The following is a 13,283-nucleotide window of genomic DNA, read 5'->3' as shown; positions in this document are numbered from 1 at the left end:
CGCTGCGCGGCGGCCCGCGCGCACGGCCTCGGTGTTTTCTTTATCCGGATCGGTAAAGGTCCGTGTGGCGCGGCTGTCACTCCGGCTATGGCGGCCGAATTTGGCCGACTACGCTGCGTCTCCGATCGTGTCATCCGCACGCTTTCGCGCCGCGACGGCGCCCGGCCCGCCAGGCCGATGCCGCGCTTTTCCACCGCCCGCTCCTGGAGAACCCGCATGTCCGCATCCACGGCCCGCGCTGCCGACGGCAAGCGCTATACGTACGAATGGTATGTCGTCGTCATCTGCATGCTCGCGTACATCTTTTCGTTCGTCGACCGCCAGGTCCTCGTGCTGATGATCGAGCCGATCAAGCGCGACCTGCACCTGTCCGATACGCAGTTCAGCCTGCTCAACGGCTTCGCGTTTTCGCTGTTCTACGCGGTGATGGGGCTGCCCGTCGCGTATCTCGCCGACCGCTATGCGCGCCCGCGCATCATCTCGCTCGGCATCGCGCTGTGGAGCGTGGCGACCGCCGCGTGCGGACTCAGCCAGCATTTCGTGCAGATGTTCGTCGCGCGGATGGGGGTCGGCGTCGGCGAGGCCGCGCTGTCGCCCGGCGCGTATTCGATGCTCGCCGACTACTTCCCGAAGGAGAAGCTCGGGCGCGCGGTCGCCGTGTATTCGCTCGGCTCGTTCATCGGCGGCGGCATCGCGTTCCTGATCGGCGGCTACGTGATCGCGCTGCTCAAGCATGCGAGCGCATTCACGCTGCCGGTCGTCGGGCAGGTGCATGCGTGGCAGGTCACGTTCCTGATCGTCGGGCTGCCGGGGATTCTCGTTGCGCTGCTGTTCGCCGCGACCGTGCGCGACCCGCAGCGCAAGGGGCTCGCGCAGGATCGTTCGGGCGCCGTGCGGCGCGTGTCGATGCGCGATTCGCTGCGCTTCGTCGGCACGCATCGCGCGACCTTCTCGTGCCACTACCTCGGCTTCTCGTTCTACGCGATGGCGCTGTACTGCCTGCTGAGCTGGACGCCCGCGTTCTATATCCGCCGCTTCGGGATGACGGCCGTCGAAGCCGGCTACACGCTCGGCATCGTGCTGCTGGTTGCGAATACCGCCGGCGTGTTTTGCGGCGGCTGGCTCAACGACTGGCTGCTGCGGCGCGGCCGCAGCGATGCGCCGATGCGTGCCGGTGCGATCGGCGCCGCGTGCATGGTGATCCCCGCGACACTGTTCACGCAGCTCGACAGCCTGCCGGCGTCGCTCGCGATGCTGGTCGTCGCGATGTTCTTCGCGTCGTTCCCGATGCCGACGTCGACCGCCGCGATGCAGACGCTCGCGCCGAACCAGATGCGCGCGCAGATCTCCGCGCTGTTCCTGCTCGTGTCGAACCTGATCGCGCTCGGGATCGGCACGACCGTCGTCGCGCTGTTCACCGATCGCGTGTTCGGCGTGCCGGCCGCGGTCGGCCATTCGATGTCGATCGTCAACGTCGCAGCGGCCACGCTGGCCGCGCTGCTGCTCGCCGCCGGCTGCCGACACTATCGCCGCAGCCTCGAGCGCGAACGCGGTCACGCGTCGGCCGCGGCTTCGGCTGACGCGGCCGTCGACGGCGGCAACGCCATTGCCGCTCGCTGAAGTCGCGCGGTTCACCGATCTCGTGGTCGGCGACCGGCCGCGCGATCGCCGCAACGCTGACCGGCGACAATCGGCACGCCCACCATCATCCATATCACTTATTCCGCCATCGATTTTTAATCGATTTGATTTATGCGATGCCCGTCCCTATTCTCGATTGCATGACGGCGCGGGGCTCTGCCGCGCCGCTTTCCTCTACCCCACGGAATTTCCCATGCAAGCGAATCGCCACCAGGTCCGGATCGACGCGCTGATCGACGCGGCGCAGGACATCCGCTGTTTCCGGGTCTCGCGCGTCGACGGCCAGCCGTTCGACGCGTACGAGCCGGGCGCTCATATCGACGTCACCGCGCCGTCCGGCATCACGCGGCAATACTCGCTGTGCGGCAATCCCGACGAGCGCGGCAGCTACCTGTTCGCGGTGAAGAAGGAAGCGCAGTCGCGCGGCGGCTCGCGTTCGCTGCACGACGACGTGAGCGTCGGCGCCGAATTGTCGATCGGCACGCCTCGCAACCTGTTTCGTCTGACGGATGACGCGAGCGAGCACGTGCTGGTCGCGGCCGGCATCGGCATCACGCCGCTGCTGTCGATGGCGTATGCGCTGCACAAGCGCGGCGCGCGTTATCAACTGCACTATTTCGCGCGCAGCCGCGACCACGCGGCCTTCGTCGACGAACTGTCGGCCGAACCGTTCGCGTCGCACGTGACGTTCCACTATGGCGTCGAGCCCGATGCGCTCTCGGCCGAACTCGGCCGCTGCGTCGAGTCGATCGATGCGCACGCACATGTCTATACATGCGGCCCGGGGCCGTTCATGGATGCGGTCGTCGCCGCAGCCGCCACGCGCGTACCCGACGAGGCGATCCATCTCGAACGCTTCGCGGCGGAACCCGTCGCCGCGGATGCGGGCAATGCCGAAACCAACTCGGGTCCTGCCGACGGTTTCGAAGTGCGCCTGCAACGCAGCGGGCAATCGGTGCGCGTGACGCCCGATACGTCGATCGTCGACGCGCTCGCGCGCATCGGCATCGAAGTCGATACGTCATGCGGCGAAGGCGTATGCGGCACCTGCATGGTGCCCGTCGTCGACGGCGAGCCCGATCACCGCGACCACTGCCTGAGCAAGGCCGAGCGCGCGAGCAATACGGTGATCTGCTGCTGCGTGTCGCGTGCGCGTTCGGCGGTGCTCGTCCTCGATCTCTGATGCGCTGACGCGTGGGTGCGCTGATGCGCTGATGCGCTGATGCGCTGATGCGCTGATGCGCTGATGCGTCAGTACGCTACCGGCTGAAACTCAGCCATGGCAACGCCCGAGCCGCACGCGGCGCACGGGCCCAGCCTTCATTCGTCGAAACGCTCGACGATCTCGGCGAGCAGCGCGCGCATCCACGCGTTGCCCTCGTCCTCGTGAAAGTGCTCGTGCCAGTGCATCGTCACCGGCGCGGGCGGCAGCGTGACCGGCAGGTCGTACAGCCGGAACGCGTTGTCGCGGTTCAGGATCTGCGCGAGCCGCTTCGGCAGCGTCGCATACAGATCGGTGACCGACAGCACGCTCGGCAGCGCGACGAAGTGCGGCACCTCGAGCGCGATGTTGCGGCCCACGCCCTGCACGCGCAACGCGTCGTCGAGCGCGTGGTGGCTGTGCTCGACCGATTTCACGTTGACGTGCGCGGCGCGCACGAACTGCTCGAGGCTCAGCGCCGCGGCGGCCGGCAACCCGCGCCGGCGCCCCGTCATGCACACGTAGGTTTCCTCGAACAGCACCTGATGGCGCGTGCGCGGCATCAGCTCCGGCAGGTTGCCGATCGCGAAATCGAGCCGGCTCGCGCGTAGCGCTTCCTCGATCTCCTCCACCGGCAACGGCTGCACGCTCAGCGTCACGCGCGGCGCGCGCTCGCGCAGCGCTTGGCAGATCGCCGGCAAATACGCCATCTCGCCCGCATCCGACAGCGACAGCCGGAACGTGCGCGTGCTGGTGGCCGGATCGAAGCGCTCCGCGTAGCGCAGCGCGACGCGCACCATGTCGAGCGCCTTGCCGACGATGCCCGCAAGCTCGAGCGCGACCGGCGTCGGCTGCATGCCCGAACGCGTGCGCACGAACAGCGGATCGTCGAACAGCGTGCGCAGCCGGCCGAGCGAATAGCTGACCGCCGGCTGCGACAGCGCGAGCCGCTCGCCGGCCTTCGTCAGGCTGCGTTCCTCGACGATCGCCTGGAATACGCGCAACAGGTTCAGATCGAGATGATCGACCGACGTCATGACCGCCTCCGCTATTCGTCAAATTGATGCGTGAACGCATTCTAAATCAGTGAAGCGGATGTTGACGCACGTGCGTGGGGCATCGTCGTCACGCGTCGGAAGCATGCCGCCTCCCGAGAGCCGACCATTCAATTATCCATACGGCTTATTTGATTGCCTTTTTTAGATCAATTTGACGGATTAAATCGCGACGACGAAACTGGTTCTGCTATCCGCACGAGGTCCGCCCCACCGGGCCTTGCACTTCCTCGCGACTCTTTCCCCACGACGACAATGAGCGACATTGCCTACCAGACGATCGACACCCGCGCGTTGCATGGTCTCGCGCAGCCCGACCGCATCGCGCCCGCGATGTATCACGATCCCGCGCTGTTCGAAGCCGAGCTCGACCGCATCTTCTACCGCACCTGGATCTGGGTCGCACACGAAAGCGAACTGCCGAACCCGGGCGACTTCATCACGACGACGATCGGCCGCCAGCCGGTGATCGTCGTGCGCGACAAGACCGGCGAGATCAACGTGCTGCAGAACCGCTGCCGCCATCGCGGCGCGACCGTGTGCGAAGCGCACAAGGGCAACGCGAAGGGCTTCACGTGCCCGTATCACAGCTGGTCGTACGCGCTCGACGGCACGCTGCGCGCGCTGCCGTACGGCGACGGCTACGAAGGCGTGTGCGAGAAAGGCGACCTGCCGCTCGTGAAGCTGCGCGTCGGCGTGTACCAGGGGCTGATCTTCGCGAGCTTCAACGATGCGATCGAGCCGCTCGAGGATTTCCTCGGCGGCGCGAAGCCGTGGATCGACCTGTTCATGAAACAGGGTGCCGGCTACCCGATCAAGGCGAACGGCGAGCACAAGTTCAAGTTCAAGGGCAACTGGAAGATCCAGCTCGAGAACACCACCGACCTCTACCATTTCCCGGTCGTGCACAAGTCGTGGATGAAGTCGATCGACGACGAGACGGCTGCCGCGATCACCAGCTTCATGACGAGCGAGCACGCGTTCTGCCGAGGGCTCGGCAACGGCCACAGCCTCGCGGTGCTGATGCCCGAGCTGATCGATCTCGATGAAGACGACGGCGCGCCGCTGCCCGAACGCTTCGCGCCGCTCGCGGCGAAGCTCGCCGAACGCCACTCGCCGGACGAAGTGCGCCGCATCGTGCGCTCGCTGATGGGCGTCGGCTTCAACCTGAACCTGTTCCCGAACCTCGCGCTGTCGATGGCGTTCTTCCGCGTGCTGCGGCCGATCTCCGCGAACGAAACCGAGATCCGCCACGTCGCGCTCGCGATGGACGGCGGCCCCGACGAAGCGAACCGCGAGCGGCTGCGCATTCACGAGCATTTCCAGGGCCCGTTCGGCTTCGGCAGCCCCGACGACGCGGAAGCCTGGGAGCGCGTGCAGCGCGGCGCGCATGCGGGCCCCGACGTGCCGATCCTCGTGAATCGCGGGCTGAACCGCGAGACGACCGCCGCGAACGGCGAAAAGACCGCGCATGCGACCGACGAAACCGGCATGCGCGAGGCCTACCAGCAATGGCGCAAGATGATGGAGCAACAGTGATGGACGACCGCAACGCCCTCTTTTCCGAGCAGACCTTCGCCCGCGCGGTCGAATTCGTGTGGCGCGAAGCCGAGATGCTCGACCGCCGCGACTACCGCGCATGGCTCGACCTGTGGAATCCGGCCGGCCACTACGTGGTGCCGATCGATCCCGACGCGACCGATTTCGCGGCGACGCTGAACTACGTGTTCGACGACCAGGACATGCGCGAGAAGCGCGTGCAGCGGATGGTGTCCGGCTATTCGGCGTCGGCGACCGACGCGGCGCGCACGGTGCGCACCGTGTCGCGTTTCACGATCGAAAGCGGCAGCGCCGACACCATCGAGCTGAAATCGGCGCAGGTCGTCGTCGCGTACAAGCGCGGCGTCGCGACGCTGTTCGCGGCCGACGTCACGCACAAGCTGCACGTCGATGCCGAAGGCGAGATGCGGATCGCCGAGAAAGTCGTGCGCCTGATCGACTCGACCGAAGCGCTCAGCGCGATCGGCTTCCTGCTGTAAGCCGTGGCCGGTTCACCGCCGCCAACGCAATGGTGAACCAGACACCTTCACCTGTGAGCGGCTGCCGGTTCGCCATCGCCAACGCAAAGGTGAGCCGGTCACCTTCACCTTTGAGCGGCCCACCGGTTCGCCGTCGCCCACGCAATGGTGAGCCAGTTACCTTCACCTTTCCGGACGACCATGCCCACACTCGAAGTTTTCCTGCCGGCCGGCCATGACGACGCGCGCAAGGCCGAACTGATCGCACGGCTCAGCAACGCGACCGTCGACGCGATCGGCGCACCGATCGAATCGGTGCGCGTGCTGCTCACCGAACTGCCCGCGACGCATATCGGCCTCGGCGGGCGCACGGCCGCGGATGGCGCACCGCCGTCGCTGCCGGTGATCGTCGCGATCCTGATCGCCGGCCGCACCGACGAACAGAAGCGCGCGCTGATCGCCGCGCTGTCCGACGCGGGCGCGAACGTGCTCGACGCGCCGCTGCAGGCGACCCGCGTGATCATCAAGGACATCCCGAACACGGACTTCGGCATCGGCGGCCAGACCGCGCGGGCGCTGGGGCGCTGACCATGCGCCGCGCGTCGCCGCCCTGCCGTGACGGTGACGCGCCGACGCGGTTGCGCTCACCCGTCGGCGAGCGGCAGCGTCACGCGGCAGTCGAGCCCGCCGCCCGCGGCCGGGCTCGCGGCGATCCGCCCGCCGTGGCGCGTGACGATACTCTTGCACAGCGACAACCCGATCCCGTTGCCGCCCACCTTCGACGACGAGAAGCCGTCGAACAGCCGGTCGTGCGCGCCGGCCTCGATGCCCGGGCCATTGTCGATCGCCCGCAACTCCGCGTGGCCGGCCACGTTCGCGGTGCCGAGCGTCAGCGTGCGCGGCACGCGCTCGCAACTGGCGAACGCCTCGATCGCATTGAACGCGAGATTCAGGATCACCTGCCCGAGCAGCACGCGCTCGCAGCGGATCGGCAGCGGCGCGTCGGCCTGCACGATCGCGACCGTCACGCCGGCCTCCTTCGCGCGCAGCTCGATGAAGTACGCGACGTCCGCGAGGATATCGCGCAAGTCGGCCCGCGCGACGACCGGCTCGCGCTTCACGATGAATTCGCGCACGCTCTTGATGATCAGCGCCGCATGCTCGGCCTGCCGGTCCGCGCTGCGCAGCCCCCAGATCGCATCGTCGACGGCGCCGTTGCCGTTCAGCCGCCGCACCGCGCCTTCGATGAAATTGCGCACGGCCGCGAGCGGCTGGCTCAGCTCGTGCGCGATCACGGTCGCCATCTCGCCCATCGCGTTGTAGCGACCCGCATATTCGAGCATCCGCGCCTCGGCGCGCCGCGCGTCCTCGATCGCGACTTCGTCGCTCACGTCGCGGAACTGCACGAGCAACCCGTCGAGATCGCCTTCGATCTCGACCTGCCGGCACAGGAGGCGCAGCCAGCATGCCGAGCCGTCGCGCCGCACGATCCGGTAGCGTTGCGGCGCGGACGGGCACGCCGACGGTGCGTCGCGCAACTGCGCGACGAGCCGGTCGCGATCGGCCGCGGAGCAGTAGTCGAGCACCTCGCCGAGCGGTTCGTCGGGCGCGAGCCCGAGCACGCGGCGGCCCGACTCGCTGATGAACTGCACGCCGCCGTGCGGCGTCACGACCGCGATGCCTTCGTCGAGATCCTGCATGAACTCGCGCAGCCGCGCCTCGTAGCGGCGCAACTGCTGGCGCACCGCCTCTTCCGCGCTGATGTCGCGGAACTGCACCATCACGACGTCGCGCCCGCGCAGCGGCACGTAGGTCGCGGTGGCCTCGGACAGCATGTCGACGCCCGTACGCGATCGATAGCACCACTCGTACACCTGCGGCCCGTCGACGAGCGCACGATCCCATGCGCTCACCGCGATCTCGCGGCGGTACTTCGGCTCGGGGCGCGTCATGTCTGGCGCCTTCAGCGGCAGCAGTTCCTCGACGGAAAAGCCGAGCGCGATGCACGCGGCGCGATTCGCCCACACGATCGCCCGGGTGCGCGCGTCGTGCAGCAGCACGCAGGTGGTCAGCGCGTCGAGCAGCCGGTGGAAATCGTCTTCGTCGGGAAAACTCATGATCGGATTCGGAGGAAGGCGCGCGGCATCGCGCGGCCGGAAACCCAACATAGCACCGGCGCGCGCCGATCGCATCTGAAGATTTCTTTAGGCCGGCACGGAACGTCACCAGTCGCGCGGCCCAACGCACCAATTGCTGCGTGTTTTCGGCGTTTCTAGACTGGTTGTATCGCCTTGCCCCCCGCAACCGACCTCGACACCGCCCCCCATCCCCAGGAGACTTTCATGCCGCAAGCCGCCCTCGCCATCGAATCCGCACCGACCTCGCCGCCCGCGGCAGGTGCCGCGGCCGGGCAGTTGTCGCCGCTCGACGCGGTGATCGAAACCGTCGCCGCGCGCCGCGAGGAATTCGAGCGCCTGTCGCACGTGCCGCGCGACGTGATCGCGCTGTTCAAGCAGGCCGGCATCTATCGCGCGGGCACGCCGCGCCGCTTCGGCGGCGATGCGCTCGCGCCGACCGCGTTCCTCGACATGATCGAACGGATCGCGACCGCCGACGGCTCGGCCGCATGGGTCGCGAGCTTCGGCTCCGCGAACGTCTACCTCGCCGCGCTGCCGCTCGACACCCAGGCCGAGCTGTATGCGAGCGGCCCCGATCAGGTGTTCGCGGGCGGCCTGTTCCCGGTGCAGCCCGCGCAGGCCGCGCCGGGCGGCTGGCGCGTGAACGGCACGTGGAAATTCGCGAGCGGCTGCAAGGGCGCCGACTGGCTCGGCGTCGGCATCGCCGTGCCGGGCGCGCACGACGCCGCGCCGAACAAGCCGCGCACGGCCGTGTTCCGCGCCGCCGACGTCGAGATCGTCGAGAACTGGAGCGTGGTCGGCATGCAGGGCACCGGCAGCCACGACCTGCGCGTGAACGACCGCTTCGTGCCCGAGGCGTGGACCTTCGTGCGCGGCGGCGAACCGACCGTCGACGAGCCGCTGTACCGCTACCCGACCGTCGCGTATGCGGCGCAGGTGCTGGCCGTCGTCAACCTCGGCCTCGCGCGCGCGGCGCTCGACGTCGTGAACCGCATGTCGGGCGGCCGCCAGACGACGACCGGCGCACCGCGTCTCGCCGATCGCGCGTATTTCCGCATCGAGCTCGCGAAGGCCGAGGCACAACTGCGCTCGGCGCGCGCGTTCTTCTACGATGCGACCGACTCGGTCTGGCAATCGATCCTCGCCGGCAATCCGGTGACGCCCGAACAGGTCAGCCTGCTGCGGCTCGCGGCCACGCAGATCGCCCGCGAAGGCGCGAGCGTCGTCGAGCGCGCGTACCGCCTCGGCGGCACGGCGGCGATCTATCGCACGCATCCGCTGCAGCGACTGCTGCGCGATGCGATGGTCGTCACGCAGCACGCGTTCCTGGCCGAAGGCAACTTCGACGGCGCGGGCGCGGTGTTCACCGGCGTCACGCCGTTTCCCGGCTATCTGTAACCGGCATCGACCGACGCTTTTGACGAACGCGCATGAAGCCGGACCCGTCGCACCGTCGCCGGCCGGCTCATGCGCCCGACCGATTCCTCTGGAGAACCCGATATGTCCGATTCGAATCCGCTGCCGCTGCGCGTCCTGTTCTGCTGCGGCGTGTCGCAGAATTTCTTCGACCTGCCGCGCGAGCAGATCGGCGAAGTGTGGCAGGCGTACGGTGCGATGCTCGCGGCCGTCGAAGCGATGCCCGGCGTGCGCGTGCTCGGCGTGATGGACGACGACCGCCTCGTGGTCGGCCAGGCCGACGGCGCGCCGTGGACCTTCTACATCATGGCCGACGTCGCCGATTTCGACACGACGGTCGCCGTGTGCAACCTGTACCGCACGACGCCCGTCGGCGAATACAACCTGTGGCGTTACGGCAAGATCGAGGCACGCGTGGGCCGCGCGCTGACCGTGCCGCCGGCCGCGAAGCCCGCGGCGTGAGGCGCGCGATGACCGATCCGTCACCCGCTGCGATCGACGCACTCGTGCAGCGTGTCGCGGCGCTGGACGCCGAGCGCGCGGTGCGTGCGACGCTCACGCGCTACATGGCGCTGTGCGACGTACCCGAAGACGCCGGCGCCGGCCCGTCGCTGGCCGACTTGTTCACGGCCGACGCCGTATGGGAAGGCATCGGCCCGCAGTACGCGCAGAAGTTCGGGCGCCTCGAAGGCACCGCGGCGATCGTCGCGATGCTCGGCCGCTATCTGCCGCCCGATCCGCATTTCTCGGCGAACCTGCACTTCCTGACGTCGGAGTCGATCGAGATCGACGCCGGCCACGCCAGCGCGCGCGGCCGCTGGATCATGCTGCAGGCGTCGCGCTATGCAGATGGCTCGGCCGAGCTGATCGCCGCGCGGCTGACCGTCGATTTCGCGCCGGCCGCCAACGGGTCCACCTGGCTGATCCGCCATTTCCGCACCGAACGCGTGCTCGACGGCCCGTGGCCGCTCGCCGCCGCGCCCCGGTCCTGATGTTTCCCGCTGCTTTCGCACGATACCGACCATGACAGGCTTCATCGACACCTTCACGCTCGGCGGCCCCGGCCCGACGATCGCGATCAAGGACACGATCGACATCGCGGGCCATCCGACCCGCGCGGCGAGCCGCGCGCTCGCCGATGCGCCGCCGGCCATCCAACACGCGGACGTGGTCCGCCTGCTGCTCGACGCCGGCTGGCAGATCGCCGGCAAGGCGAACATGCACGAGCTCGCGTTCGGCATGACCGGCATCAACGATTACACCGGCACGCCCGTCAATCCGCAGGATGCCGCGCGCATTCCGGGCGGCTCGTCGAGCGGCTCCGCGTCGCTCGTCGGGCTCGGCGCCGTCGATGCGGCGCTCGGCACCGACACCGGCGGCTCGATTCGCGGGCCGGCCGCGTGCTGCGGCGTGGCCGGGCTGAAACCGACGTTCGGCCGCGTGTCGCGGCGCGGCGTCGCGCCCGCCGACACGACGCTCGATTGCGTCGGGCCGTTCGCCCGCGAGATCCGCACGCTCGTCGCGGTGATGGCCGCGATCGCGCCGGGCTTCGATCGCGCGCAAGCGGCGGCTTCCGCGGCAGGCTGCACGGTCGCGCAACTCGCCGTCGAAGCCGATCCGGCGATCGCCGCCGCGCTCGACGCGGCCGTTCGCGCGTCGGGCCTGCGTTCGCACACGGTCGTGCTCGATGCAATGCCGGCCGCGTTCGCGGCGGGGCTCACCGTGATCAACGCGGAAACGTCGCGCGCGTTCGGTCACCTGGTCGAAACGGGCCGGCTCGGCGCCGATCTCGATGCGCGACTGCGCACGGCCTCGACGACGACACCGGCCGCGCTCGCGGAAGCCGAAGCCGTGCGCGCACGCTTCACCGCACAGGTCGATGCGGCGCTCGAACACGCGGACGTGCTGGTGCTGCCGACGCTGCCCGCGCTGCCGATCACGCTGCAGCAGGCACGCGACGGCGTATCGGTGATCGCGATGTCGTCGCTGATCCGTCCGTTCAACCTGAGCGGCCATCCGGCGCTCAGCCTGCCGCTGCCGCTCGCCGGTTCGCCGTTGAAGGCCGGCTTGCAGATCGTCGGGCGCAAGGGCGCGGACGAACGGGTCTGCGCGATCGCGGCACACTTCGAAGCGGCATTGGCCGCATGAACCACGATGCGGGCGCCGCTGCCACCGGCGCGCGCCCGCGAACCACGGAACCCCACACCATGTCAGATCGAGTCGTCTTGGTCACCGGCGCCGCGCGCGGGCTCGGCGCCGTCATCGCCGAACGCTTCCATGCGGCCGGCTATCGCGTCGCGCTGGCCGACATCGCCGCCGACGCCATTCACGCGCATGCACGCGAACTCGACCCGAGCGGCGAACGCGCGATCGCGCTGCCGCTCGACGTCACGTCGAAACGCGATTTCGAAGCCGCGCGCGATGCGCTCGTTGCGCGCTGGGGCACGATCGACGTGCTCGTCAACAACGCGGGCGCATCGAAGGTCGTGCCGGCGATGGAGATCACGGCCGAGCAGTTCGACCAGGTGATCGACGTGAACCTGCGCAGCGTGCTGTTCGGCTGCCAGGTGTTCGGCCAGTACTTCGCGCAGCGCGGCGCGGGCCGCATCGTCAACATCGCGTCGCTCGCCGGGCAGAACGGCGGCTCGGCGACGGGTGCGCACTATGCGGCCGCGAAAGGCGGCACGCTGACGCTGACCAAGGTGTTCGCACGCGATCTCGCCGCGCAGGGCGTCACCGTCAACGCGATCTCGCCGGGGCCGCTCGATCTGCCGATCGTGTACGAAAGCGTCGCGCCCGAAAAACTGCGTCAGGTGCTCGCGAGCCTGCCGGGCGGCAAGCTCGGGTCGGCCGCATTCGTTGCGGATGCAGCCATATTGCTCGCGTCGGGCGACGCGCATTTCGCGAACGGCGCATGCTGGGACATCAACGGCGGGCTGTACATGCGCTGAACGCGCCGGGCCCTATCGCGACGACGCCCCGTCGTCGCCCCACACGACCATCACGTCGCGCACCAGCGCGGCGATCGACGTCGCGCCGAGCTTCTCCTTGATGCTCGCGCGATGCACGTCGACGGTCTTCACACTGATCGACAGATCCGATGCGATCTGCTTGCTGCCCTTGCCGTCCACGACGCCGCGCAGCACCTCCTTCTCGCGCGCGGTCAGCGCATCGAGCCGCTGGCGCAGCTCGCGGTGGCGCTGGCTCACCGCGTGCCGCTGCTGCGCGAGCCGCAGCGCACGCTGCACGCGCTCGAGCATCTGCTGCGAGTTGTACGGCTTCTCGACGAAATCGATCGCGCCGTTCTGCAGCGCGCGCACCGACATCGGAATGTCGCCGTGCCCGCTGACGAAGATCACCGGCAGCGTCGCGCCGCGCGCATTCAGTTCGGCCTGCACGTCGAAGCCGCTTTTCTCCGGCATCCGCACGTCGAGCACGAGGCATGCAGGCAGGCTCACGTCGAAGCGGGCGAGAAAGTCGGCGGCGTTCGCGAACCCTTCGGACGCGATGCCGACCGATTCGAGCAACCACGCGAGCGACGTCCGCATGCCGCTGTCGTCGTCGACGATGTATACGATCGGTGCGGGTGACGTCATCGCGGCTGTCTCGCTGAATATCGGTATGGGTATCGGTATCGCACGCGCCGCGCAAGGCCGGTGGCCGGCCTGTCGCGAGCGTCGTTCGCTGGGGGTGTGCGGCACATCATAACGAGCCGAAAACCCGCTGAACACCCCTTCACGTACCGCACGAACGCGCAATCGCGGTTTTTTTCGCATGCGATGGCGCGCATCTAGGTAGAACCTTTAGATGCGTC

Annotated in this window: 13 protein-coding genes; 10 read left to right on the top strand and 3 right to left on the bottom strand. The window is 68.6% G+C overall.

The window, feature by feature from the left end; genetic code table 11:
- Window positions 1–216: 216 nt before the first annotated feature.
- Both HWW87_RS01540 and HWW87_RS01535 read left to right on the top strand, forming a co-directional pair.
- Window positions 217–1,620 (top strand): MFS transporter, encoded by a 1,404-nt coding sequence (locus HWW87_RS01540; RefSeq protein WP_175818965.1) that lies wholly within the window; start codon window positions 217–219, stop codon window positions 1,618–1,620.
- A 214-nt stretch (window positions 1,621–1,834) separates the two neighbouring features.
- Entirely contained in the window at window positions 1,835–2,824 is a 990-nt protein-coding gene (locus tag HWW87_RS01535; protein ID WP_175818964.1) for a PDR/VanB family oxidoreductase, read from the top strand.
- A 137-nt stretch (window positions 2,825–2,961) separates the two neighbouring features.
- Here the strand turns inward: HWW87_RS01535 and HWW87_RS01530 are convergent, their stop codons facing one another.
- A complete protein-coding gene (locus tag HWW87_RS01530) occupies window positions 2,962–3,879 on the bottom strand; it encodes a LysR family transcriptional regulator (protein WP_174429283.1) in 918 nt (305 codons plus the stop codon).
- A gap of 273 nt (window positions 3,880–4,152) precedes the next feature.
- Here HWW87_RS01530 and HWW87_RS01525 point away from each other — a divergent pair, with 273 nt between their 5' ends.
- The 3 genes from HWW87_RS01525 (at window position 4,153) to HWW87_RS01515 (ending at window position 6,503) form a co-directional block, all read left to right on the top strand.
- Window positions 4,153–5,436 carry an aromatic ring-hydroxylating dioxygenase subunit alpha gene (locus HWW87_RS01525; protein ID WP_175818963.1) on the top strand — a complete coding sequence of 428 codons (1,284 nt, stop codon included), beginning with the start codon at window positions 4,153–4,155 and terminating at the stop codon, window positions 5,434–5,436.
- The gene (locus HWW87_RS01520; RefSeq protein ID WP_175818962.1) at window positions 5,433–5,936 is read left to right on the top strand and encodes an aromatic-ring-hydroxylating dioxygenase subunit beta; all 504 of its coding nucleotides are present in this window, start codon (window positions 5,433–5,435) and stop codon (window positions 5,934–5,936) included. Before HWW87_RS01525 ends, HWW87_RS01520 begins: the two co-directional genes overlap by 4 nt.
- 180 nt (window positions 5,937–6,116) lie before the next feature.
- A complete protein-coding gene (locus tag HWW87_RS01515) occupies window positions 6,117–6,503 on the top strand; it encodes a 2-hydroxymuconate tautomerase family protein (RefSeq protein ID WP_175818961.1) in 387 nt (128 codons plus the stop codon).
- Between the two features lie 56 nt (window positions 6,504–6,559).
- Here HWW87_RS01515 and HWW87_RS01510 read toward each other — a convergent pair whose 3' ends face one another.
- Window positions 6,560–8,107 carry an ATP-binding protein gene (locus tag HWW87_RS01510; protein WP_175818960.1) on the bottom strand — a complete coding sequence of 516 codons (1,548 nt, stop codon included), beginning with the start codon at window positions 8,105–8,107 and terminating at the stop codon, window positions 6,560–6,562.
- A gap of 150 nt (window positions 8,108–8,257) precedes the next feature.
- Between HWW87_RS01510 and HWW87_RS01505 the strand changes: the two genes are divergently transcribed.
- The 5 genes from HWW87_RS01505 to HWW87_RS01485 all read left to right on the top strand — a co-directional run bounded on the left by HWW87_RS01505 (window position 8,258) and on the right by HWW87_RS01485 (window position 12,420).
- On the top strand, window positions 8,258–9,451 hold the full coding sequence (locus HWW87_RS01505; RefSeq protein WP_174429287.1) for an acyl-CoA dehydrogenase family protein: 1,194 nt from the start codon (window positions 8,258–8,260) through the stop codon (window positions 9,449–9,451).
- Window positions 9,452–9,553: 102 nt separating this feature from the next.
- Entirely contained in the window at window positions 9,554–9,931 is a 378-nt protein-coding gene (locus HWW87_RS01500) for a hypothetical protein (RefSeq protein WP_006490490.1), read from the top strand.
- Window positions 9,932–9,939: 8 nt separating this feature from the next.
- Window positions 9,940–10,461, top strand: a complete 522-nt coding sequence (locus HWW87_RS01495) for a nuclear transport factor 2 family protein (RefSeq protein ID WP_175818959.1) — start codon at window positions 9,940–9,942, stop codon at window positions 10,459–10,461.
- 31 nt (window positions 10,462–10,492) lie between these two features.
- Window positions 10,493–11,617, top strand: coding sequence for an amidase (locus tag HWW87_RS01490; protein ID WP_175818958.1), 1,125 nt, complete (start codon window positions 10,493–10,495; stop codon window positions 11,615–11,617).
- Between the two features lie 59 nt (window positions 11,618–11,676).
- Window positions 11,677–12,420: an SDR family oxidoreductase gene (locus HWW87_RS01485; RefSeq protein ID WP_175818957.1), complete on the top strand. Its 744-nt coding sequence runs from the start codon at window positions 11,677–11,679 to the stop codon at window positions 12,418–12,420.
- A 12-nt stretch (window positions 12,421–12,432) separates the two neighbouring features.
- On the opposite strand, the gene HWW87_RS01480 is transcribed toward HWW87_RS01485, so the two are convergent.
- Window positions 12,433–13,065: a response regulator gene (locus HWW87_RS01480; RefSeq protein ID WP_174429291.1), complete on the bottom strand. Its 633-nt coding sequence runs from the start codon at window positions 13,063–13,065 to the stop codon at window positions 12,433–12,435.
- Between the last annotated feature and the right edge of the window lie 218 nt (window positions 13,066–13,283).

The organism is Burkholderia sp. BCC0419 (genome assembly GCF_902830285.1).
Classification (GTDB): domain Bacteria; phylum Pseudomonadota; class Gammaproteobacteria; order Burkholderiales; family Burkholderiaceae; genus Burkholderia.
The sequence above is the reverse complement of the archived record's forward strand: the minus strand, read 5'-3'. Positions and strand labels throughout refer to the sequence as shown.